The following is a 21,921-nucleotide window of genomic DNA, read 5'->3' on the forward strand; positions in this document are numbered from 1 at the left end:
CCCTTTCTTCGATATCAATAAGGATGGCCATGCCCCGCTATCTGCCCGAACCCGCATTCCGCCACGATTACACGCCCAAAATCGGCGTGCTGCTGATGAACCTGGGCACGCCAGACGCGCCCACCCCGCAGGCGCTGCGCCCGTATCTGAAGCAATTTCTGTCCGATCCGCGCGTGATCGAGATTCCGCGCCTGCCATGGTGGCTGATCCTCAACGGCATCATCCTCAACACCCGGCCCAAGCAATCGGCCAAGAAGTACGCCAGCATCTGGACCAAGGATGGCTCGCCGCTGCTGCTGCATACCCGCAACATGGCCAAACTGCTGAAAGGCCAGCTGGGAGAAATGGGGTTGCGCGACTTGGTGGTGGATTACGCGATGCGCTATGGCAATCCGTCCATCGAAAGCGTCATCGGCAAGATGCGCGAGCAAGGTGTGGAAAAGCTGCTGCTGCTGCCGCTGTATCCGCAATACGCCGCCTCGTCCAGCGCCACCGCCCTGGATGAGGCCTTCCGCGTCTTGATGCGGCTGCGCAATATGCCGGAAGTCCGCACCGTGCGGCATTTTCACGACGATCCGGGCTATATCGCCGCCCTGGCTGCGCAAGTGCGCAAGCACTGGCAATACGGCCAACAGCCGGACAAGCTGGTGATGAGCTTCCACGGCGTGCCGCGCTTCACGCGCGACAAGGGCGATCCGTATCACTGCGAATGCCAGAAAACCGGCCGCCTGCTGGCCGAGGCCCTCCAACTGCGGCCGGATCAATACGTCATCACTTTCCAGAGCCGCTTCGGCCGCACCGAATGGCTCAAACCGTATACCAGCGAAGTGCTGGCCCAGCTAGGCAAGGATAAAACCGGAAGCGTGGATGTCATCTGTCCGGGCTTTGTCGGCGATTGTCTGGAAACGCTGGAAGAAATCGCCATGGAAGGCAAGGAAACCTTTCTCAGCAACGGCGGTGGCGAATTCCGCTACATCCCCTGCCTGAACGAAGACCCGCAATGGATCACCGGCTTGGCGGCAATTGTAAAAAACAATCTGTCGGGCTGGCTGGAAAAACCGGCAGAAGATGGCCGCGCCCGCGCCGCCCGCGCCCATGACATGGGGGCAGCACGCTGACATCAAGCGCGCTGCGGCCGCGCTCCTCATTCTGACAAGCCCTTACAAATCAAAGACAAAAAACCGTCATCGGGCATATTGCGATTTTCGCGATATGCCCGTTTTCAATTTGTTTTGCGCAAAATGTAAATAATGATCCTATATTCACTAGGTCTGCGGCATTCCACATTGACACCCCGATAAACTGGTCACCATAATCAGTTGCAACTGACCACCGTAAAAAGGTGTAGTTGGTTTACCGAAAGAGATCATCAAAGTCTACACAGAAAGATTCAGGGGAAATCTCTATGAATAAATATGCTCGCCTCAGCCTGATCGCCACCGCCGCGCTCGCCATGGTTGCCTGCAGCAAACAGGAACAGCCGGCCTCGGGACAGGCCGCCTCCGCTCCTGCCCAAGCCGCTTCCGGCGGCGACAGCGCCACCGTCAAGATCGGCCAGGTTTCGCCGATGTCGGGTCCGATCTCCCACCTTGGCAAGGACAACGAATACGGCGCCAAGCTGGCCATCGAAGACCTGAACGCCCAAGGCGTCGAGATCGGCGGCAAGAAGGTCAAGTTCGAACTGGTGTCGGAAGACGATCAGGGCGACCCGAAAATCGGCACGCAAGTCGCGCAGCGCCTGGTTGACGCCGGCGTAGTGGGCGTCGTCGGCCACTTGAACTCCGGCACCACCATCCCGGCTTCCAAGATCTACTCCGATGCCGGCATTCCGCAAATCTCCCCGTCCGCCACCAACCCGGACTACACCAAGCAGGGCTTCAAGACCACCTTCCGCGTGATCGCCAACGACGTGCAGCAAGGCAAGGCGCTGGGCGAGTTCGCCACCAAGGAGCTGAAGGCCAAGAAGATCGCCATCATTGATGATCGCACCGCCTACGGCCAAGGCCTGGCCGACCAGTTCGAAGGTTCGGTCAAGGCCAATGGCGCGGAAGTGGTCAAGCGCGAGTTCACCAACAACACCGCCACCGACTTCAACGCCATCCTGACCTCGATCAAGTCCACCAAACCTGACCTGGTATTCTACGGCGGCATGGACGCGCAGGCCGGCCCGCTGGCCAAGCAGATGCAGCGCCTGGGCATCAAGGCCAAGCTGATGGGCGGCGACGGCTGGCAGACTCCGGAGTTCATCAAGCTGGCCGGCGACGCATCCGACGGCCAATACGCGTCCAGCTGCGGGATTTCCCGCGACAAGATGCCGGGCTTCAAGGCCTTCGACGACAAGTTCAAGAAGGAATTCAACACCGACGTGCAGATCTACGCGCCGTTTGAATACGACGCCGTGATGGTGCTGGTTGACGCGATGAAGCGCGCCAAGTCCTCCGACCCGAAAGTCTATCTGCCGGAAGTGGGCAAGACCGACTACCAAGGCGTGACTGGCAAGATTGCGTTCGACGATAAGGGCGACATCAAGAACGGCGCCGTCACCGTTTACCAGGTGAAGAACGGCAAGTGGGAAGTGGTGTCCACCGTAGGCGGCGAAACCAAGTAAGCCCAGAGATGGAAACAGAAAGAGGCGCCAAAGGCGTAATGCCGTTCACTTAAGGATTTTCGGGCGACTTTTCTGGCCTTGAGAGCACAGGAATCCACAAAAAAAGCACCGCTTCCCATGCATGGAGACGGTGCTTTTCTCTTAAGTGAACGGCATTAGCGCCAAAGGCGCCTCTTTTTTGTTCCGACCGATCCAGCGGCCATGTCCGACCATCAATCGCGGAAGCTGACCTGCTGCTTCATCATCGCCGCCATCGCGGCTTTCTGAATGTCTTCCGAAATCAGCATCGCCGCATTCCATCCCGCGACAAACTGCAGCCCATCGGCCACGCTGCGATCGCGGCTGTAATTCATCACTTCTTTGGTGCCGCGCACCGCCAGCGGGGACTTGCCGGCAATCAGCCAGGCGCTTTGCATGGCGGCGGCGAGCAGAGCCTCTTCGTCCGCCAGCACCCGATTGACCAAGCCGACATCCAGCGCTTCGTCCGCCACCATGTCGCGCCCGGTCAACGCCAGCTCGCGCGCCACGCCTTCGCCGACGACACGCGGCAGCCGCTGCAAAGAGCCGACATCGGCCACCATGCCGATATCGACTTCGCGCACGCCGAATACCGCATCTTTGGCCGCCAGGCGGAAATCCGCTGCCAGCGCGATATCCAACCCGCCGCCCAGACAGGCCCCGTGAATCGCCGCGATCACCGGCTTGCGGCAACGCTCCAGGCTGTTGACGCAGTCCTGCAAATCGATGATCAAGCGGCGCAGCTTGTCGCGCTTGCGCGCCTCGCATTTGTCGTCGATCTGCGACTGCAGCCCCGCCATCATGGCCAGATCGATGCCGGAGCAGAAATGCTTGCCTTGGCCCGCCAACACCACTACCCGCACCGAAGGCTCGCCGTCAGCCCAGTCCATGGCGCTGCGCAAGTCCTGCCACATCTGCCAATTCAAGGCATTGGCCTTGTCGGCGCGATTGAAGCGGATCAGCGCCGCCTTGTCATCAAGCTCAACCGTCAGCGTTTGCAAAGTAATCATGCCGCGCTTACCTCGGGACGTTTTTTGGGAATCCAGGCCCACAGCATCTCGCAGATGATGGGCGACTCGCCGGATTCGTCGGTGACCGCCACTTCGACCAGCACCTCGCCCTTGTCCTGATCGTACATGGACTGGATCTGCTGCGGGGTCAGCGTGGCCACGGCCCGCATATCGCCCTGCGCGCGCTTGATGTAGTTGACCTTCATCGATTTGAGCAGCATCAGCTTGTCGTCGGGCATATTCATCCCCACCACAAATCCGGTGGAGGTTTCCGCCAGCAAGGCCATCGCCGCGGCGTGGACGCCGCGGATATGGTTCTGCACTTTCTTGCGGTTGCGGATCGATACCGTCAGCCGGTCATGGCCGACTTCCTCGAAGCGCAGGCCCGCGGTGGCCAGGAACGGGACGATCTTGCCGAACATCATCGACAGCACAGGCCGGCGCCAGCCCACCGGCAACTTGCCGACCTTGTCCGCGATGCGGCTCATGCTGTTTTTGCGATACTCCATGCTACCCCCTCTATTATGGTTCTCGTGTCGTTATATTTGTTTCAGGCCCAGCATCGCCCTTGCCTGCTCCTTCAGCAGCGGCAAGGCGTTCTCGTCGATGCGCGCCAACTGCAAGCCGCCCTGCAGCGCGGCGAACAGCAGCATGCCCGCCGCTTCCGGGGTGCCGGCATAGCGCATCGCGCCGGCTTCGAGGCCACGCCGCACGATGGCCACCGCCCACTGCCTCATCTCGTCGATGAAGGCGGCGGCTTCCTGCCGCATGTCTTCCGGCAGCGTTTGGAATTCGGTGCTGAATATTCCGCTGGGGCAAATCTGCTTGCGTTGCTGGTAGTACTGGTCCGACAGTCCGAAATAGCTCTCCAACTGCTCGGCGGCGCTCCAGTCGGCCTGCTGCTCGATGAAGCGTTGAAAACGCCGGCGATAGCGTTGAATCAGCGCCACGCCAAGATCGTTTTTTTTGGGGAAGTGGTAATGGATGGCCGCATTGCGCACCCCCAGCTCGCTGCTGATGTGCTGATAACTGAAACCGTTGAAGCCGCGCGTCAGCAGCAATTCCTCGGCCAGGTCGAGAATGCGCTTGCGGGTGTCGGTTTTGCTGTCGGAACCATTATGCATCAAAGCACTCTACTTACTGGTTAGTAAGGTGTCAATCGCCGCCCTGCTGCGGCCACCCTCTGTCCGGAGCGGCGCCACATAAACTAAAATGATGGCAGCTCCCTTTCCCGAAACGCGCGCTCCGCGCGCCCATTCTGGCAAAACATGACCGAACACATTGCTCCCGATCTGGAATCCGCCCTGCGCCGTCTGTGCCGCGAACCCGGCCAGACCGAAGCCCTGGCGGGGCTGATCGCCGCGCTGCGACCCGATAAACGACAAGCGCCGCAACAGGCCACCATCAGCCTGCAGGCGCTGTCCTTCCTGCTGGAACATCACGCCGACTACCGCCAAGCATTGCGGCAGTCGCTCAGCACGCTGCTGGCGGAAAGCCGGCAGATTCCGCTGTACACCGAGGCCGGCATTCTGGCCAATGACGGCTTCGGCTCTACCCTGCTGCACCGCCTGGGCGAACGCATGCTGCCCATGCCCTACAACCCCGACTCCCTGCGCGACCGCTTCGGCCTGCTCTTCAACCGTCAGGATGATTACCAGTGGCTGGGTGCGGTGCCGGACACCACCTGGCACGCCCTGTGGCGCGCCATGGCTTGGCACGAAGCGCCGCGCCAGGACAGCGAGCGCCAGACCCGCCTGCAGTTGCTGGAATCGGTGCAGGTGCTGTCGGCGCGCATCACCGCCATCGGCCTGGAGCCGGAACTGGTGCGGGTGTGTCCGGAAGTGGAACGCTTCGCCTCGCCTTTCATGCACCTGAACGCCGAAGTGCAGCGTTACGTCGACAGCTACCGGCAAGCGCTGGTGGATGGCGTGCCGCCGCCGGAAGACGAAAAACAGGTGCTGGTGCTGCTGGAGCAGTGCGAGGCCATTCTGGGCCGGGTACGCAAAAACGCGGCGCGCTACGGCATTTCCGTCAACCTGACCTACCACAGCCTGCGCCTGGCGCAAAGCATCGCGCGCCTGCGCGCGTTGCTGGAGCTGTTGTCCCCGGAGCATGATCCGGCGCAGCGGCCGCAGCTGTTCCGCCTGCTGGTGGATTTCGCCCGCGCCGAAAACCGCAAGTACAGCGTGCGCGACCTGTTCAAATCCAATACCGAGCTGTTGGCGCTGCAGGTGACCGAGCACGCCGGCCGCCACGGCGAGCATTACATCGCGGAAGACCGCCGCGACTGGTCGAAGATGGGCAAGGCGGCGATGGGCGCCGGCTTCATCGTCGGCTTCATGGCCTTGATCAAGCTGATGCTGGCGCGCGGCCATCTTCCGCTGCTGTGGGAAGGCATAGGCTTTGGCCTGAACTACGCCATCGGCTTCATCATCGTGCAGATCCTGCACTTCACCATCGCCACCAAGCAGCCGGCCATGACGGCGGCCCGGCTGGCCGCGGTCTTGCACGAACAGCACGGCCGCAAGAAGCAGCTGGAGCAATTGGCGGATCTGATCGTCAAGGTGGTGCGCACCCAGTTCGTCGCCATCATGGGCAACGTGATGCTGGCCATCCCGACGGCGGCGCTGATCGCGCTGGGCTGGAACGCGCTGTTCGGCGCGCCGGTGGTCGACGCGGCCAAGGCGCAAAAGCTGCTGCACGAGATTGACCCCATCCACAGCCTGGCGCTGCCGCACGCCGCCATCGCCGGGATATTCCTGTTCCTGTCAGGCCTGATCGCCGGCTACTACGACAACAAGGCCATCTACCGTCGCATTCCGGAGCGGATCGCGGGCCACCGCTTGCTGCGCAAGGTGCTGGGCGAGAACCGCGCCTGGCGGCTTGGGCATTACATCGAGCATAATCTGGGCGCGCTGGCCGGCAATTTCTACTTCGGCATGCTCCTGGGGCTGACCGGCACCATAGGCACCATCCTGGGTCTGCCGCTGGACATCCGCCACATCACCTTTTCGTCGGCCAATCTTGCCTTCGCCACCGTGGCGCTGGATTTCCAGGTGCCGCTGACCGTCGTGCTGCTGGGCGTCGCCGGGGTAGCCTTGATCGGCGTGGTCAACCTGGCAGTCAGCTTCTTCCTCGCGCTATGGGTGGCGCTGCGCTCGCGCAAGCTGTCCGGTTCGCTGCTGCTGCCGCTGATTCCCATGTTGGCCAAAAGCTTCCTGCGCCAGCCGCTGCGCTTCTTCATCCCTCCCGCCTCAGTGGCGCCGGCCGCGGAGGCCGAAACCGCGCCAGCCGACACCACCAAGAGCTGACCCGCGCCAAGCGCTAGCGCACGCGCTGGCGCTTGACTCCTCATGCCAAAATCCAGGTTCTAACACAGACAATCGGCGATCTTCTAGTTATAAATACCTAGGATACTGATCTCTCGAACCCGGCGAGTTGCGCAGGATGGCTCGCCCGGTCGCCACCGGCCTGCCGAGGTAGCCATGGATTTGGAACAAGAACTAGCCAACCACGCCGAGTTGAAACAATGCCTGAAAGAAGCGTTGTCCAGGCAGAGCGGCCTGGATGCTGAGGTAGTCTCGCGCGACGACCGCTGCGAACTGGGCCAATGGCTGCACAGTCATGCCAAAGGCGCCCATGGCGGCCTGGGCATCCTGCAGACCTGCATCAGCCGCCACGCCATGCTCCATCGCGAAGCCGGCCAGATCGCCCGCTTGATCAATCAGCGCCGGTTTCAAGAAGCGGCGCGCGCCTTGGACGATGATGCCCTGGATGTAGCGATCAGCGCGGCCGCTTCGTCAATCCACCTGCTGCGGCAGGCGATAGACGAAGACAAGCCAGCGTCTACATGAACTTTATGCCGCGTTTGGACGTAGCCTCCCTGAATCGATGCCGCAACCAATGCGCCTTGCGTCATTAAGCCTGGCGAGCGAGCCGCCCTAACTTCGGCTCGCCAGCTGCGCAGACAAGGCCGTCGCCGCCCGCCAGGCAAAGGCATAGATGGAAAGTTGCGGATTGGCGCCTATGCTGGTGGGAAATATCGAGCCATCCGCCACCGTCAGATTGCGCCATGACCAGTGGCGTCCATGATCATCCACCACGCTGCGCGCCGGATCGTCGCCCATCGCCATGCCGCCCATGACATGGGCGCTGACCAGCTTGGCCTGCAGCGCCTGCAAGGGCAATGCCTCTATCATCGCCTTGGCCTGGCCAAGTCGGCTTGCCGGATTGGACTGTTCGTGCAAGGGCAGCACGATTTTCGCGCCGGCGGCGAACTGTATCTCCGCCATCGCCAGCCAACTGCGCCGCACGCCGTCCCACAGCACGTCATTCAGCGGATAATCCAGCAACGGGGAGCCATCGCCGCGCAGCCTCACTTCGCCGCCGACGCTGTTTTCATTAAAGCCATCACGCAGCAGCGCCAAGGTGGCATGCAGATGCGGAAACTTGCGCCACAGCCCCGCCTGCTCCGGGCCGAAGCCCGGAAACGTCACGCTGGCGAGCAGGGGATGAATAGGCGGCACTTCCAGCTTGAAGCCAAGCGGGCCATCAAGCGGCTGGGTATGCATGTAATGGTCGGAATAGACGGTTTGCGGCGCGCCATTGTAAGGCTCCACCCGCTCCGGCATCAGCGCTGCCGACAACGCCACCGGATGCAGAAAGGTGCGCTTTCCGGTCAAGCCGGACGGGTCGGCCAGTCCGCTGCGCAACATGATGGCGGGCGTGCCGATCGCGCCGGCCGCCAACACCACATGGCGCGCGCGCACCGACAAGGCGCGCCCGCTGGGCGTCACCCCGTCGGCCGACAGCAGGCTGCCCCGCACTTCGGCGATGCGGCCCTGCGCTTGGTCAGGCTGCAAGCGGTCTACCCGAGCCCGCGTCAACAGCCGCGCGCCCTTGTCCAGCGCGGCCGGAATACAGGTCACCAGCATGGACTGCTTAGCGTTGGTCGGGCAACCCATGCCGCAATACCCCAAATTCCAGCAACCGCGCACATTGCGGCGGATGCGGGCATGGCGCAGCCCCAGCGCCAGGCAGCCGCGCTCCAGCACCTGATTGTTGGCGTTCGGCTCCCCCTCCCAAGGCCCGATGCCCAGCCGCTGCTCGACTTTGTCGAACCACGGCCGCATGGCCTCTTCGCTGAGCGCCGTCAGACCGTGCTGATCCCGCCACCAGCGCAGGGTATCGCCCGGCGTACGGAACGAACTGGTCCAATTGACCGTGGTGCCGCCGCCAACCGCGCGCCCCTGCAGGATCGATATGCCCTTGTCCGCCGTCTGGCGCGCGGCGGACTCCTGATACAACTGCGGATAGGCTTTCGCCTCGCTCAAGCGGAAATCGGTCGAACTATACAGGCCGCCTTCTTCCAGAATCAGCACATCCAACCCGGCCTGGCTCAGCACCTCGGCGGCGATGCCGCCGCCGGCGCCGCTGCCTATGATCACCACATCGGCTTCCAGCTTGAGATCCTCGCGCTGCGCCGCGCCATCGATGACCTTCCAGCCTCCCGCGATGCCCTGCAGTATGGGATCGACTATTTTACCGCTCACGGCAAACGCTCCATCACCATGGCCGGCTGCTGGTAGCCGATGGCGGCCCAGCTTGCCGGATTCCCATACCAGGCGGCATTGATCAATTGATGGAGTCCTTGATAGGCGCTACGCAGCAGCAGAAAACGGCTGTTGCGCCAGCTTTGCAGAAAGCGGGCCAGCGCATCCGGCTCAGCCTGCCCCCACGGCGCGGACACGCCGGCCAGCCAACGCCTTGCCCACCGATTGCCCAACAGATCAAACAGCTGCCGCACCTCGTCGCGGCTGGCCGGCGGCAGTCCGGCCACCGCCTGGTCCACGCCCGCGACGACGGCGGCCAGCGGCAGATCACGCAGCCCCAGCATCACCGGGGCCAGCGCGGCGATGATCTGCGCATCGGCAGGCTGCAGCCAACGCAGCGCTCCCGATTCCGCCGGGGCCGAGCTGTCCACTGCCGGCGCCGCCAGATAGCCTGCCAGCGCCAAGGCCGCCGCGCCCAGCGCGCCCGCCTGCAAGAACTGTCGTCTACTTGGCATGTCAGCGCCGCAGCATCAACTTCAACATCCACTCCACCAGGCGGCCATAAGGCGGCCGTGTCATCCAAGTGCCGGCCAGACGGCTCTGCCGGAATACCGGCTTGAGCTTGGAAAAGGTCAGAAAACCCTCGCGCCCGTGGTAATGCCCCATGCCGGAAGGGCCGACGCCGCCGAACGGCAAGTTCTCCTGCACCACATGCAACAGGGTATCATTGACGCTGACACCGCCTGAAACCGTTTCTTTCAGCACCCGCTCGATGCGCAAAGCGTCGTCGTCGAACAAATACAAGGCCAGCGGCCGCGGCCGGGCGTTGATATAGGCCAGCGCCTCGTCGAACTTGTCGTAGCTGACCACCGGCAGGATGGGGCCGAAAATCTCCTCGCGCATCAATTCGCAGTCATCCGGGCAGTCTTGCACCAGCGTCAACGGCAGCTTGCGGCTGTCCGCAGCCGCCTCCCCGTCAGGATTCAGGCTCTCGATGCGGGCGCCGGCCTGGCGGGCGACATCCAACCAGCCTTGCAGCCGGCTGTAATGCCGTTGGTTGACGATGGCGCTGCAATCCGGGTTGCCCGCCAGCGTCGGGTACATGCGCTTGGCGGCGGCGCGGATCTCCTCGAGCAGCGCCTCGCAATCCTTGGCATTGACCAGCAGATAATCCGGCGCCACGCAAGTCTGCCCGGCATTCAGCATCTTGCCGGCGACGATGGCTTCCGCCGCGCGTTTGAGATTGGCGCCGCGCGCCACCAGCGCCGGCGACTTGCCTCCAAGCTCCAGCGTCACCGGCGTCAGGTTTTCCGCCGCCGCGCGCATCACATGGCGGCCTACCGCGGTGGAACCGGTGAACAGCAGATGATCGAACGGCAGCCGGGTGAAGGCCTGGGCCAGATCGGCATCGCCGTTCACCACCGTCAGCAGATCATCGCCGAAATACTGCCGCGCCAATGTTTGAAGCAACTCGCCTGTGGCGGGCGTGTATTCGGACATCTTGACCATGACCCGGTTGCCCGCCGCCAGCGCGGCGGCGACAGGACCAAAAGACAGAAACAGCGGATAATTCCACGGCACCACCACGCCGACCACGCCCAGCGGCTGCGGAATCACGCTGGCGCTGGCCGGTTGGAACCAGATGGAAACACTGCGGCGGCGAGGCTTCATCCAGTTTCGCAGATGGCGTCGGGCATGGCGCGCGCCTTCCAGCGAAGGAAAGAGCTCGGCCAGACGGGTTTCCACATCGCTGCGATGGCCGAAATCGCGGCTGACGGCGTCAACCAGCGCCTGGCGGTTTTCCTGCATCAAGCGTTCCAATGCGGCCAGCCAGGCGCGCCGGGTTTCCGCCGATGGATACGGCGCCGCCCGCGCGACGGCCTTGAGCCGGGAAAACGACTCGAGCAGCGCGCTCTCGGCTTCTGTGGGCATTTTGATGGCGTCCATGTATGATCCTTCTTGCTTGCTAGAGCCGAACAACCGTTTAGAGTTCGCGCTCTAGCCTAGATTAGCACCAGCCCCCTCGCCTGTCACTATGCCGGCTGCTTATGTCTCAGTCCAAACAGCCACGCCGCCTCGTCCGTAGTATCATCGTCGGCAGTACCGCCACTCTAGCCATCGCCTGACTCCATGCTGATCGATTTCTTTTACGCGCTGCGCAATGCCGGCCTGCCGGTCACCCTGAAGGAATTTCTGCTGCTGCTGGAGGCGCTGCAACGCAATGTCGCCTTCGGCAATCTGGATGAGTTTTACTATCTGTCGCGGACCGCCCTGGTCAAGGACGAAAAATACTTCGACCGTTTCGACCAAGTGTTCGGCCATCACTTCCAAGGACTGGAAATGGCGCTGGACGACCTGCAGCGCGCCATTCCCGAGGACTGGCTGCGCAAGCAGGTGGAAAAATATCTCAGCGAAGAAGAAAAGCAGAAGCTGCAGGCCATGGGCTGGGACAAGCTGATGGAAACCCTGCGCCAGCGGCTGGAGGAGCAAAAGGAACGCCATCAGGGCGGCAATAAGTGGATAGGCACCGGCGGCACCAGCCCGTTCGGCGCCTATGGCTACAATCCGGAAGGCGTGCGCATCGGTCAGGATCAATCGCGCCACCGCCGCGCGGTCAAGGTGTGGGACCAGCGCGAATTCCGCAACTTCGACGACAAGGTGGAGCTGGGCACCCGCAACATCAAGCTGGCGCTGCGCCGGCTGCGCGAGTTTGCCCGCGACGGCGCCGAAGAAGTGCTGGATCTCGACGCCACCATCGCCGCCACCGCGCGCAAGGCGGGCATGCTGGATTTGAAAATGCAGCGCGAGCAGCATAATAGCGCCAAAGTGCTGGTGCTGTTCGACGTGGGCGGCTCCATGGACGACCACATCCGCGCCTGCGAGGAACTGTTTTCCGCCGTAAAGACCGAATTCAAGCACCTGGAGTACTTCTACTTCCACAACTGCGTCTACGAATCGGTATGGAAGGACAACAACCGGCGCCACAGCCAGCGTTTCCCCACCTGGGATCTGATCCACACCTTCGGCCGCGACTACAAGCTGATCATCGTCGGCGACGCCAGCATGAGTCCGTACGAAATCACCTTCCCAGGCGGCAGCGTCGAGCACATGAACGAGGAGTCCGGCGAAGTCTGGCTGCGCCGGCTGCTGGAGCACTTCAAGCACGCCGTCTGGCTCAACCCCTTGGCCGAAGAAGCCTGGCCTTACACCCAGTCCGTAAGCATGCTGAAGCAGTTGATGGGAGAACGAATGCATCCGCTAACGCTGGCCGGACTGGACCAAGCGATGCGCGATCTGAAAAAAACCGCCGCTCCGGTCAAAAATTAACGTCGGCACACAATTTTTTGCTTGAGTCCCAAGCAAGTTGTAGCCCAGAATGAATTCAGAGGCGGCCACACATGATCCGAAACCCGCCTCGGATTCAGCCACGGGGAGTCATACCATGCAAATCCTTCTTTTAGCCGCCCTGTTCATTGCGGTGATCGCTGTCGCCAAATTGCTGGCTACCCCGGTACAACAGCAAGGCAAGCTGGTGCCCATCCGCATCCGGACCGACGAGGAAACCCGTCGCCGCCGCTGATCCCATCATGTCTTGTTCCGCAAAAGCGCGCCTCTGGCGCGCTTTTTTGTTGTCGCAGCCTCCGCCATGCATTGCAAATTGCTTGAAATACAAATTCACAGGTCTTCTTAAAGCTGCAACACAGCCATGATCGATTGCCACTAGAATGGCCGCGCAATAAAACAACGTCATTCATAACTGCAAAGGATCCTGTCGTGAAGAAACTCGTTCTGGCCGCCTGTCTGCTTGCCCTGCCCCTGGCCGCCCTGGCCGATGCCAAAGCCGATTGCCGCGCCGCCGCCGGCAGCTACCTCACCGGCACCGTGGTGAGCGGCCCCAGCTTCGCCAACGGCCAAATCTTGAACGGCGTAGAGCTGTCGCACACCCATGTTCGCCTGCGCGCCGACCAGGATGGCCACACCTACGATGTAGCGATGGACAATGTATTCGCCTCCGGTTACGACTCCGCCGGCGAAGACGTGCCCTACCCGCTGAACACCATCCAGGCCGGCGACCGCCTGCAACTATGCGGTCAACTGTATACCAGCGGCGTCGGCATCCACTGGGTACATACCAATTGCGGCGCGCAGCCGACTCGCCGCCAACCCAACGGCTGGGTCAAGAAAATCAATGCCGATGGTTCGGTCAGCGGCAACTACGAAGCGAATACCGAATACTGCCAGCTGTGGCCGTAAGCCGGTTGTTGCGGCGATCATGAAAAAAGCGCACCCGCGGGTGCGCTTTTGCTTGGCCAGCCAGATCGTTTAGAAGTCCCGTTGCGGCACCAGCACCGTGCGGTTGCCGTTGCTTTCCATAGGGCTGACGATGCCGGCGGCTTCCATCTCCTCTATCAGCCGCGCCGCGCGGTTGTAGCCGATGCGCAGATGGCGCTGCACGCCGGAAATCGACGGCTTGCGCGTGCGCAGCACGATCTCCACCGCTTCATCGTACAGCGGGTCGGTTTCCGTCGCCGCCTGCGCCTTGGCGGTGGCGGCGGCCGACTCCTCGTCCGCTTCGCTCTCGCCGGTCAGCAGGCCTTCCACGTAATCCGGCTCGCCAAACTGCTTCAAGTGCTCCACCACGGCATGCACTTCGTCGTCGGTGACGAAGGCGCCATGCACGCGCTGCGGATAGCCCGTGCCAGGCGGCAGGAACAGCATGTCGCCCTGGCCCAGCAGCGATTCGGCGCCCATCTGGTCCAGAATGGTCCGGCTATCCACCTTGCTAGACACCTGGAAGGCGATCCGAGTCGGGATATTGGCTTTGATCAAGCCGGTAATGACGTCGACCGATGGCCGCTGGGTGGCTAGAATCAGGTGGATGCCGGCGGCGCGCGCCTTCTGCGCCAGGCGGGCGATCAACTCCTCGATCTTCTTGCCGGCCACCATCATCAAGTCGGCGAATTCGTCCACCACCACCACGATGAAAGGCAGCTTGTCCAATGGCTCCGGCGTTTCCGGCGTCAGGCTGAACGGATTGGCGATGCGCCGCCCGGCCGCCGCGGCTTCCGCCACCTTCAGGTTGTAGCCGGCCAGATTGCGCACGCCCATGGCGCTCATCAGCCGATAGCGGCGCTCCATCTCGCCCACGCACCAATTGAGCGCGTTGGCGGCCAGCTTCATATCGGTCACCACCGGCGCCAGCAGATGGGGAATATCGTTGTAGACCGATAGTTCCAGCATCTTCGGGTCGATCATGATGAAGCGCACTTCATCCGGGGTGGCCTTGTACAACATGGACAGAATCATCGCGTTGACGCCCACCGACTTGCCGGAGCCGGTGGTGCCCGCCACCAGCAGGTGAGGCGCCTTGGCCAGGTCCATCACCACCGGTTCGCCGGTGATGTCCTTGCCCAGCGCCAAGGTCAAGCGCGAGGCGTTCTGCTGGAACACGTCGGCGCAGAAGATTTCCGACAGGCGGATCATCTGCCGCTTGGGATTCGGCAACTCCAACCCCATGCAAGTCTTGCCCGGTATGGTTTCCACCACGCGGATCGAAGCCAGGCCCAGCGCGCGCGACAGGTCTTTCATCAGGTTCACCACCTGATTGCCGCGCACGCCCACCGCCGGCTCCACCTCGTAACGGGTGATCACCGGGCCGGCGTAAGCGTCGACCACGCTCACCTTGACCTTGAACTCAGCGCATTTCTCCTCGATCACGATGCCGCGCTCGATCAATTCATCCTGGCTGCACGCTTCCTGCACGCCATCGGCCGGCCGCAGCAAATCCAAGCCTGGCAGCATGGAGTCATCGTAGCTGTGCCGCGCGGCCGGCTCCGCCGCAAGCGCCGACTCCGATTGCGGCGCGTTGGCGGCGACTGGCGCCGGCATGGCAGCAGCCGGCTTGTCGATCAAGACCCAGGGCAAAGAAACAGCGGACTCAGCTTCAGCCGCTTGGGCAGGCGCCTTCTCTTCGGCCGATGTGGCGATAGGAAGCGGTTGCGGCGCGAACTCCGTGACAAGCTCAGCCCCCGCCGCCTCCGGCGTCATGACCGTGGGCACGGCCCGCGGCGACGGAGCGTCCGCTTCAGGCTCCGATGCCGGCTCAACTACCGGCACCTCCATCAGCACCCACGGCATGGGCGTGGCAGCCAGACTGGCAGCAGCAGCAGCCAGGGTCGGGGTGGCGGGTTCGATACCCGCGGGCGCGGGGGCTTTCCGCTCACTTTCCGGCTTGACGTCAGATGGCGACGGCAACACCTCGCGGGTCTGCGGCCAGCGCCACGGCGTGCGCATGGCCGTCGTCTCGACGCGCTCCGACGCCACAGGCGCCGGCAGCGGTGCCAGTTCCGGAGCCACCGATGGCTCAAACGTCGTCGGCTCGAGCGCGGCCTCAACATCACCGTCCATACGGGCAACGGCCTCCGATGCGGCGGGCTGCGGCTCCGCCGCCTGCCCTTGAACAGAGGATTCATCAATCGCGCCCAACACCGGCCAAGGCTCGGCGGAGGCGCCGTCTGCCTCGACCTGGAGGGGCATCGGCGACTGCAGCGCTGGCTCGGCTCCACTTTCAGCCTGCGGCGTTGCGTTGACTACAATCGGCTCTCGAGGAGCGGCATCTCCGGGAGCGGCCTGCGCCGCTTTGGCAGGCTGTGGCGGCGTCTCGGTCGGCGTGATACGCCATATAGGGTCTGCGCTGATTCTCGGCGCCGCCGGCTCCGGCTTGCGCAAGTGCTCCAACACCACCAGGGGCCGGACCGGCTCCGGCTTGGCCTCCGGTTTGGATCGCGGAATCGGCACCAGCTCCACCGGCGGCAGCGGCCTGGGGGCAGGTTCGGGAGCGCGCCGATGCGCATGCAGATTGGCCACGGCGGCGCGCACTTCCTGGCTGGCTATCGTCGGCAAGGGTTTCTCATCCTTGCCCGCCGGCTCGATGCCGCGCACGCGTTGGCGGCGTCGATAATCCTGCCGCATATTGCTTTGCATTTCAGACAGGCCGATTACCGGCAGATCACTGGCCGCTGGCTGGCGCGGCTGCTGACGTAGCTTCTTGCGGTGCTCGCGGGACAGCTCCAGCGTCGGCAGATCCGCCGGCGGAGCGCTGGAGTGCGGCGGCTGCCGCTTAGGCAAGGTGATGGTCTCGCGCGGCTTTTCCGCGCTGGCATGGAATGGGGCCGGACGCTGACGGGGAGCGGGCCGCGGCGTGGCGAGCGGCGACTCAGGCGTAGCGGGCGCGGCGGGTGACGGCTCCGCAGCCGCGACCTGCGCCGCTGGCTCGCGGGGAGGCTTCGGCGCCATGGCAGACTCATCTTCCGACGGGCGCTCGGCTTCTTCTGCGAAATAATCCGGCTCGTAACGCTCGGCGCGCCCCTCCACGCCGAGCACACTATCCAGCTTTTGCTTGAAGCGATCCAGCGGCATCCGGCCGCTCTTGATCAGCCAGCCGGCCAGCCCCAGCAATACCAACACAATGACTACAAACCACACAATCGCAAACCCCGAATCGAATCCGCCCGCGCCAGGCGCGCGGCAGTATTATTCATGGCAGCCTGATGATGGGATGCATCCGTCAAGCCATCTGTCACTTTATGTCCGAATTGTAACGGTTTTACCGGCGCGGCGGCAGCGGGCATGCCTAGCCCCACGCCAAATCAGCGCCAGATCAGCGCCTGCACGGCAATCGCGAACAAAGCGGCGATCACATCGTCGATCATCACGCCGAAACCGCCGCCGACACGCTGATCAAACCAGCGGATCGGCCATGGCTTGACGATGTCGAATAACCGGAACAGCGCGAAAGCCAGCAACCAGCCCGCCCAGGTGGCTGGCGCAAAGGCCAGCACCAGCAGCATGCCCACCACTTCGTCCCAAACGATGCCGCCATAGTCATGCACGCCCAGCGCTTTGCCGGTGACATCGCAAACGTAGACGCCGATCAGAAACAGCGGCAGGCACAACGCGGCCAGGGTCCAGCCATTTATGCCCAAGGCGTGCAGCGGAAAGAACAGGGGATACGCCACCAGCGTGCCCCACGTGCCGGGCGCCTTGCGCATCAGGCCGCTGCCGAAGCCGAAAGCCAGCAAGTGAGCCGGATTGCGCAGCAGAAAACGCCAGTCCGGCGTAATGTTCAGCGTTTCAGCCGAAGTGGTCATAACCATCCTTGTCCAATTTGATTTCCACGCCGGCCGAATCCAGCAGCCGCGCGCCCTTCCCCGCCACAATCCGTCCGATGCGGCTGACGCGGCAGCCGGGCGCCGCTGCGGCCGCTTCAATGGCGGCGCGTTTGGCTGGCGCGGCAGTGAACACCAATTCGTAATCGTCGCCGCCGGCCGCCAGGCAGGCCAGAAACTCGCCGCGCCGCGCTTCCAGCGCAGGATGCGACGGCAACGCATCGGCCCAAACCTCGGCAGCGACGGCGGATTCGTCGAGAATATGTCCCAAGTCCGCCATCAAACCGTCGGACACGTCGGCCGCGGCATGAGCCAGCGGCAGCAAGACCGCGCCCAGCGCCAAACGCGGCTCGGGGTATTCGAGTTTGTAACGAGCGGCGGCCAACAGTTCCGCGTCATTTACATTCAGCCAACCCAAGCGCTGCCGCACCGACAAGGCGCCCAAGCCCAATTCGCCGGAGACCCAGATGTCGTCGCCGGCTTTTGCGGCGGCGCGGCGCAAGGCCTGTCCGGCAGGCGCCTCGCCCAATATCGTGACCGAAAGCGTCAACGGACCGCAGGTGGTGTCGCCGCCTATCAGCTCTACGCCATGCGACTCGGCCAGCGCCAGGAAGCCGGCGGCGAACTCGGCCACCCAAGCCTCATCGGCCTTGGGCAGCGCCAGAGACAGCAAAGCCCAGCGCGGTCGCGCGCCCATTGCCGCCAGATCGGACAGATTGACCGCCAGTGCCTTGTGGCCCAGCGCGCGCGGCGCGACGTCGGCGAAGAAATGCCGCCCCTCCACCAGCATGTCCACCGACATGTGCAGATCATGGCCCGGCGTCGGCCGCACGATGGCGGCGTCGTCGCCGACACCCAGCAACGCCGATGGCGTCGGCCGCTTGAAATAGCGGCCTATCAGTTCAAACTCGTTCATGGCCCCTCACGCAAAAACACCCGCCGGCGGCGGGTGTCGTCGATGGCGGCACGCCGCGAGGCGCTGCGCTCAGTCCTGTTTGCGGCGCTGCTTCTGCGCCAGCACTTCGTCGCCACGCACATCGGCGGCCAGCTTGTCCAGCACGCCGTTGACGAATTTGTGGCCATCGGTGCCGCCAAAAGTCTTGGTGATTTCAATGGCTTCATTGATGATCACCGGGTACGGCGTTTCCGGGCTTTGCGTCAATTCCAGCGCGGCCATCAGCAGCACGGCGCGCTCCACCGGGCTGACTTCGTCGTCGGCGCGCTCGTAGTAGCGGCTGACCTGGGCAGACAGCGTTTCCACATCCTTCAACACGCCGTACAGGATGCCGCGAAACAGCGCCTCGTCGGCCTTGACGAAGTATTCGTTCTCGCGCAGGTGTTTTTCGATCAGCGAAGCCGGGCGATCCGGATTCAGCTCCCATTCGTAGATGCCTTGCACGGCGAATTCGCGTGCGCGGCGGCGAGCGGTTTTCATGGTGGCGATTCCTTGGAAAGAACAAGGGAAGCGCTTGTTGCGCCTCCCTGTAATGGCTGGCGGCGACTGGCTCAGCCGCGCAGCGTCTTGTGCAGATTGGCCATCTCCACCGCGACGCGGGCGGCGTCGCCGCCCTTTTCCTGCATGCGGACTTCCGCCTGCTCGTCGGTCTCGGTGGTCAGGATGGCATTGGCTACCGGGATGTCGAAATCCAGGCCGACGCGAGTGACGCCGGCGCCGGATTCGTTCGATACCAGTTCAAAATGATAGGTTTCGCCGCGGATCACCGCGCCCAACGCCACCAGCGCGTCAAAACGGCCGGTCTTGGCCATGGTCTGCAGCACCAGGGGCACTTCCAGCGCGCCCGGCACGGTAGCCAGGGTGATGTCCTGCTCGGACACGCCCAGCTTGCTCAGCTCGGACAGGCAGGCATCGCGCAGGCCGTGGCACACCGGCGTGTTGAAACGCGCCATCACGATGCCGATTTTCAGGCCCTGGCCGGACAGATTGGGTTCAATACGCTGGATAGCTTCAAGCATCGGAAAGTCCTCGCGGCGAAAACACTAAGGAAAGCCGGCAATTGTAGCGCAAACGCGGCGATTAAGCCACGCCCGGACCGCCCTCGCCATCGACATGAAAATGGTGCGGCTGGCAGAAACTGGTCACCTCCAGCTCGAAACCGGTCATCGACGGCAGACTGACCGGACTGGACATCAGCCGCATCTTGCCGACGCCCAGCGCCTTCAGCATCTGCGCGCCGATGCCGAAAGTCTTGCTGTCCCACTTCTGCCGCGGCGCCTCTTGGCCCAGGGCGCGCTGCGCCAAGTCGGCGCCGGTTTCGTCGCGGTACAACAGCACCACCACGCCGCATCCCTCTTCTTCTATGGTTTCCAGCGCATTGGGCAGCGTCCACGAATGACGGCTGCACAGCGGAGCCAGCATATCGATCACCGACAGCGGCTCGTGGACGCGCACCAGGGTGTCATGGCCGGCGCGGATCTTGCCCTTGCTCAGCGCCAGATGGGTGGCCGAGGTGGTGATGTCGCGGAACACGTGCAGATCGAAACAGCCGAACGGGGTATCGACCTCGCGCTGGCCCACTTTCTCCACCAGCGATTCGGTGCGGCTGCGGTACTGGATCAGGTCGGCGATGGTGCCGATCTTCAAGCCATGCTCCTCGGCGAACTTCAACAGCTCCGGCAGACGCGCCATGGTGCCGTCGTCATTCATGATTTCGCAGATCACGCCGGCAGGCTCGGCGCCCGCCAGCATGGCCAGATCACAGCCGGCCTCGGTATGGCCGGCGCGCACCAGCACGCCGCCGTTCTGCGCTTTCAGCGGGAACACGTGGCCCGGCTGCACCAGGTCGCTGGCCTTGGCCAGCCGCGCCACGGCGGTCTTGATGGTATGGGCGCGATCGGCGGCGGAGATGCCAGTGGTGACGCCCTCGGCCGCCTCGATGGACACGGTGAAGTTGGTGCCGAAACTGGTGCCGTTGTTGCCAGTCATCATCGGTAGGTTCAGCAGCTTGCAGCGCTCCTCGCTCAGCGTCAGGCAGATCAGGCCGCGGCCATGCTTGGCCATGAAATTGATCGCCTCCGGCGTGACATGCTCCGCCGCCATCACCAGGTCGCCTTCGTTCTCGCGGTCTTCCGCGTCCATCAGCACCACCATCTTGCCGGCCTTGATGTCGGCGATGATGTCTTGAATCGGGGATATGGCCATGCTCTCTTCCTTTGTCGGTTCGCCCGTTCTACGCGGGCAGCAGATCCAGCGCCCGGTATTCGCCGAGCTTCGCCACTTCGCCATCGCGCAGCGCCAGCGGCCGATTGAACAGCGGCCCATCCACCACCAGCGTGTGGAACTCGCCCGCTTCGCCGCAGGGATCGACGCCCTCGGCCAGCATTTCTTCGATCAGAGCCGCGTCGAACACGCGGCCCAGCCATTTTTCATCCGCCAATGCCGTATTGACCATCACGATGCGGGCGACAAAGCCGGCGGCGACGAATTCGCGTGCCAGGTCGGCCCGCTGCTGTTGCCACAACGGCAGCACTGCGCGCAAGCCAGCCTCGGCGCACACCCGCTCTTCCCATTCGCGATGCGCGTCAAGATCGATGTCGCCAAACACCGCCAGCCTGACGCCGTCGTCGGCGGCGCGGCGCAAGACTTCGACGAACACCTCGCGATAATCGCCCCAGCTCGCCCGCCCCAGGCGCTGCGGCAAACCCAGCGCCGCCGCCTGCATCGCCAGCACTTCCGGTCGCACGCCATGAGAGCGCGAGCGTTCTCCGCTTTCATCGCACATGGTCAGCAGCAGGACGGGCTTGACGCCTAGCCGCACCGCGCGCCATAAGGCGAGGCAGCTATCCTTGCCGCCGCTCCAAGACGCCAGCGCCGGCTCGCCGGCCAGCGTCACACCGCGCCTCCGCGCTGCGCCAGCACCCGCTCCACGGTGTCGACGATGGCCTGGGTTTGCGGATCGATCTCGATATTGATCCGGTCGCCCGGCGCCCGTCCGGTGATATTGGTGCGGGTCAGCGTTTCCGGGATCAGATGGACGCAGAAGCGGCGGTTTTCAACCGCGCCTATGGTGAGGCTGATGCCGTCTATGCCGATATAGCCCTTGGCGAACACGTATTTTTCCAGGCCGGCCGGCAGCTCGAACCACACGGTGCGGTTGTTCGGCGATTCGATTACCTCCACCACCGTAGCCAGCCCCATCACATGGCCGGACATCGCATGACCGCCGATATCGTCGCCAAAACGCGCCGCGCGCTCGACATTGACCCCGTCGCCCACCTTCAGCGCGCCCAGATTGGTGACGCGCAGCGTTTCCCGCATCAGATCGAAGTGAACCCGATCGCCGTCAACGCGGGTAACGGTGAGACAGCAGCCGTTGTGCGCCACCGAGGCCCCCAACTGCAAGCCGGGCAGCATGGCTTGCGGCAAACGTACGATGTGGGTCCGGAAATCCTGCTTTTCTTCGATGGCGACCACTTCGGCCACACCCTGGACAATGCCGGTGAACACGGAACGCTCCTTCAATCTGCTTAAGTACCGTCATTGTACCCCGCTATCGCGTAGGCCGTCGCCATATTCTCAGCCTGAAATCCGCCGAAAAAGCCGCGAC

The 21,921-nt window shown here is 63.3% G+C and carries 21 protein-coding genes; 7 read left to right on the forward strand and 14 right to left on the reverse strand.

Annotated features, from left to right (window positions below):
- The first annotated feature begins 29 nt into the window (after positions 1–29).
- Complete coding sequence (gene hemH / locus BI343_RS05215; protein ID WP_071108949.1) at positions 30–1,118, forward strand: ferrochelatase; 1,089 nt, start codon at positions 30–32, stop codon at positions 1,116–1,118.
- Positions 1,119–1,405: 287 nt separating this feature from the next.
- Positions 1,406–2,608, forward strand: coding sequence for a branched-chain amino acid ABC transporter substrate-binding protein (locus tag BI343_RS05220; protein WP_043623016.1), 1,203 nt, complete (start codon positions 1,406–1,408; stop codon positions 2,606–2,608).
- A 212-nt stretch (positions 2,609–2,820) separates the two neighbouring features.
- Here the strand turns inward: BI343_RS05220 and BI343_RS05225 are convergent, their stop codons facing one another.
- Genes BI343_RS05225 through BI343_RS05235 form a run of 3 tightly spaced genes read right to left on the reverse strand, consistent with a single transcriptional unit; the run spans position 2,821 to position 4,760 of the window.
- On the reverse strand, positions 2,821–3,636 hold the full coding sequence (locus tag BI343_RS05225) for a crotonase/enoyl-CoA hydratase family protein (RefSeq protein WP_071108930.1): 816 nt from the start codon (positions 3,634–3,636) through the stop codon (positions 2,821–2,823).
- Positions 3,633–4,145, reverse strand: coding sequence for a DUF4442 domain-containing protein (locus tag BI343_RS05230; RefSeq protein WP_043623023.1), 513 nt, complete (start codon positions 4,143–4,145; stop codon positions 3,633–3,635). The genes BI343_RS05225 and BI343_RS05230 overlap by 4 nt, the downstream gene beginning before the upstream one ends.
- Before the next feature lie 30 nt (positions 4,146–4,175).
- Complete coding sequence (locus BI343_RS05235) at positions 4,176–4,760, reverse strand: TetR/AcrR family transcriptional regulator (RefSeq protein WP_071108931.1); 585 nt, start codon at positions 4,758–4,760, stop codon at positions 4,176–4,178.
- A 144-nt stretch (positions 4,761–4,904) separates the two neighbouring features.
- Here BI343_RS05235 and BI343_RS05240 point away from each other — a divergent pair, with 144 nt between their 5' ends.
- Both BI343_RS05240 and BI343_RS05245 read left to right on the forward strand, forming a co-directional pair.
- Positions 4,905–6,947 (forward strand): site-specific recombinase, encoded by a 2,043-nt coding sequence (locus tag BI343_RS05240; protein WP_139165649.1) that lies wholly within the window; start codon positions 4,905–4,907, stop codon positions 6,945–6,947.
- Between the two features lie 174 nt (positions 6,948–7,121).
- Complete coding sequence (locus BI343_RS05245; RefSeq protein WP_071108932.1) at positions 7,122–7,490, forward strand: CZB domain-containing protein; 369 nt, start codon at positions 7,122–7,124, stop codon at positions 7,488–7,490.
- A gap of 87 nt (positions 7,491–7,577) precedes the next feature.
- On the opposite strand, the gene BI343_RS05250 is transcribed toward BI343_RS05245, so the two are convergent.
- The 3 genes from BI343_RS05250 to BI343_RS05260 are packed head-to-tail and all read right to left on the reverse strand — an operon-like array spanning position 7,578 to position 11,135.
- Positions 7,578–9,188: a GMC family oxidoreductase gene (locus BI343_RS05250; RefSeq protein ID WP_071108933.1), complete on the reverse strand. Its 1,611-nt coding sequence runs from the start codon at positions 9,186–9,188 to the stop codon at positions 7,578–7,580.
- The gene (locus BI343_RS05255) at positions 9,185–9,703 is read right to left on the reverse strand and encodes a twin-arginine translocation signal domain-containing protein (protein ID WP_071108934.1); all 519 of its coding nucleotides are present in this window, start codon (positions 9,701–9,703) and stop codon (positions 9,185–9,187) included. The genes BI343_RS05250 and BI343_RS05255 overlap by 4 nt, the downstream gene beginning before the upstream one ends.
- Before the next feature lies 1 nt (position 9,704).
- Positions 9,705–11,135: a coniferyl aldehyde dehydrogenase gene (locus BI343_RS05260; protein ID WP_139165650.1), complete on the reverse strand. Its 1,431-nt coding sequence runs from the start codon at positions 11,133–11,135 to the stop codon at positions 9,705–9,707.
- 183 nt (positions 11,136–11,318) lie between these two features.
- Between BI343_RS05260 and BI343_RS05265 the strand changes: the two genes are divergently transcribed.
- From BI343_RS05265 to BI343_RS05270, 3 genes are all read left to right on the forward strand, one after another.
- Complete coding sequence (locus tag BI343_RS05265; protein WP_071108935.1) at positions 11,319–12,515, forward strand: vWA domain-containing protein; 1,197 nt, start codon at positions 11,319–11,321, stop codon at positions 12,513–12,515.
- Between the two features lie 115 nt (positions 12,516–12,630).
- Entirely contained in the window at positions 12,631–12,768 is a 138-nt protein-coding gene (locus BI343_RS19960; RefSeq protein WP_169828984.1) for a hypothetical protein, read from the forward strand.
- A gap of 194 nt (positions 12,769–12,962) precedes the next feature.
- Positions 12,963–13,442: a hypothetical protein gene (locus tag BI343_RS05270; RefSeq protein WP_211269385.1), complete on the forward strand. Its 480-nt coding sequence runs from the start codon at positions 12,963–12,965 to the stop codon at positions 13,440–13,442.
- A 69-nt stretch (positions 13,443–13,511) separates the two neighbouring features.
- Here the strand turns inward: BI343_RS05270 and BI343_RS05275 are convergent, their stop codons facing one another.
- The 8 genes from BI343_RS05275 to BI343_RS05310 form a co-directional block, all read right to left on the reverse strand.
- The gene (locus BI343_RS05275; protein WP_071108936.1) at positions 13,512–16,673 is read right to left on the reverse strand and encodes a DNA translocase FtsK; all 3,162 of its coding nucleotides are present in this window, start codon (positions 16,671–16,673) and stop codon (positions 13,512–13,514) included.
- A 164-nt stretch (positions 16,674–16,837) separates the two neighbouring features.
- Positions 16,838–17,338 carry a phosphatidylglycerophosphatase A family protein gene (locus tag BI343_RS05280; RefSeq protein WP_071108937.1) on the reverse strand — a complete coding sequence of 167 codons (501 nt, stop codon included), beginning with the start codon at positions 17,336–17,338 and terminating at the stop codon, positions 16,838–16,840.
- Positions 17,322–18,272 carry a thiamine-phosphate kinase gene (gene thiL, locus BI343_RS05285; protein WP_071108938.1) on the reverse strand — a complete coding sequence of 317 codons (951 nt, stop codon included), beginning with the start codon at positions 18,270–18,272 and terminating at the stop codon, positions 17,322–17,324. The genes BI343_RS05280 and thiL overlap by 17 nt, the downstream gene beginning before the upstream one ends.
- A gap of 69 nt (positions 18,273–18,341) precedes the next feature.
- Positions 18,342–18,791: a transcription antitermination factor NusB gene (nusB, locus tag BI343_RS05290; protein WP_043625360.1), complete on the reverse strand. Its 450-nt coding sequence runs from the start codon at positions 18,789–18,791 to the stop codon at positions 18,342–18,344.
- A 71-nt stretch (positions 18,792–18,862) separates the two neighbouring features.
- Positions 18,863–19,330, reverse strand: coding sequence for a 6,7-dimethyl-8-ribityllumazine synthase (gene ribH / locus BI343_RS05295; RefSeq protein ID WP_043625362.1), 468 nt, complete (start codon positions 19,328–19,330; stop codon positions 18,863–18,865).
- Between the two features lie 61 nt (positions 19,331–19,391).
- Positions 19,392–20,636, reverse strand: a complete 1,245-nt coding sequence (ribBA, locus tag BI343_RS05300; protein ID WP_422614100.1) for a bifunctional 3,4-dihydroxy-2-butanone-4-phosphate synthase/GTP cyclohydrolase II — start codon at positions 20,634–20,636, stop codon at positions 19,392–19,394.
- Positions 20,545–21,207 (reverse strand): Dph6-related ATP pyrophosphatase, encoded by a 663-nt coding sequence (locus BI343_RS05305; RefSeq protein WP_244886574.1) that lies wholly within the window; start codon positions 21,205–21,207, stop codon positions 20,545–20,547. The genes ribBA and BI343_RS05305 overlap by 92 nt, the downstream gene beginning before the upstream one ends.
- The gene (locus BI343_RS05310; RefSeq protein WP_071108954.1) at positions 21,204–21,821 is read right to left on the reverse strand and encodes a riboflavin synthase; all 618 of its coding nucleotides are present in this window, start codon (positions 21,819–21,821) and stop codon (positions 21,204–21,206) included. Before BI343_RS05310 ends, BI343_RS05305 begins: the two co-directional genes overlap by 4 nt.
- Positions 21,822–21,921: the final 100 nt, after the last annotated feature.

Origin of the sequence: Chromobacterium amazonense, from assembly GCF_001855565.1 — a bacterium.
Taxonomy (GTDB): Bacteria; Pseudomonadota; Gammaproteobacteria; order Burkholderiales; family Chromobacteriaceae; genus Chromobacterium; species Chromobacterium amazonense.

Excerpts from the sequence above, each read along its gene's own strand:
- hemH (WP_071108949.1), top strand. The coding sequence starts at position 30 with ATGCCCCGCTATCTGCCCGAACCCGCATTCCGCCACGATTACACGCCC.
- BI343_RS05280 (WP_071108937.1), bottom strand. The coding sequence starts at position 17,338 with ATGACCACTTCGGCTGAAACGCTGAACATTACGCCGGACTGGCGTTTT.
- BI343_RS05240 (WP_139165649.1), top strand. The coding sequence starts at position 4,905 with ATGACCGAACACATTGCTCCCGATCTGGAATCCGCCCTGCGCCGTCTG.
- nusB (WP_043625360.1), bottom strand. The coding sequence starts at position 18,791 with ATGAAAACCGCTCGCCGCCGCGCACGCGAATTCGCCGTGCAAGGCATC.
- BI343_RS05230 (WP_043623023.1), bottom strand. The coding sequence starts at position 4,145 with ATGGAGTATCGCAAAAACAGCATGAGCCGCATCGCGGACAAGGTCGGC.
- BI343_RS05265 (WP_071108935.1), top strand. The coding sequence starts at position 11,319 with ATGCTGATCGATTTCTTTTACGCGCTGCGCAATGCCGGCCTGCCGGTC.
- BI343_RS05225 (WP_071108930.1), bottom strand. The coding sequence starts at position 3,636 with ATGATTACTTTGCAAACGCTGACGGTTGAGCTTGATGACAAGGCGGCG.
- ribBA (WP_422614100.1), bottom strand. The coding sequence starts at position 20,636 with ATGGGCCGCTGTTCAATCGGCCGCTGGCGCTGCGCGATGGCGAAGTGG.
- BI343_RS05255 (WP_071108934.1), bottom strand. The coding sequence starts at position 9,703 with ATGCCAAGTAGACGACAGTTCTTGCAGGCGGGCGCGCTGGGCGCGGCG.
- BI343_RS05235 (WP_071108931.1), bottom strand. The coding sequence starts at position 4,760 with ATGCATAATGGTTCCGACAGCAAAACCGACACCCGCAAGCGCATTCTC.
- BI343_RS05220 (WP_043623016.1), top strand. The coding sequence starts at position 1,406 with ATGAATAAATATGCTCGCCTCAGCCTGATCGCCACCGCCGCGCTCGCC.
- BI343_RS05245 (WP_071108932.1), top strand. The coding sequence starts at position 7,122 with ATGGATTTGGAACAAGAACTAGCCAACCACGCCGAGTTGAAACAATGC.
- ribH (WP_043625362.1), bottom strand. The coding sequence starts at position 19,330 with ATGCTTGAAGCTATCCAGCGTATTGAACCCAATCTGTCCGGCCAGGGC.
- BI343_RS19960 (WP_169828984.1), top strand. The coding sequence starts at position 12,631 with ATGCAAATCCTTCTTTTAGCCGCCCTGTTCATTGCGGTGATCGCTGTC.
- BI343_RS05260 (WP_139165650.1), bottom strand. The coding sequence starts at position 11,135 with ATGGACGCCATCAAAATGCCCACAGAAGCCGAGAGCGCGCTGCTCGAG.
- thiL (WP_071108938.1), bottom strand. The coding sequence starts at position 18,272 with ATGAACGAGTTTGAACTGATAGGCCGCTATTTCAAGCGGCCGACGCCA.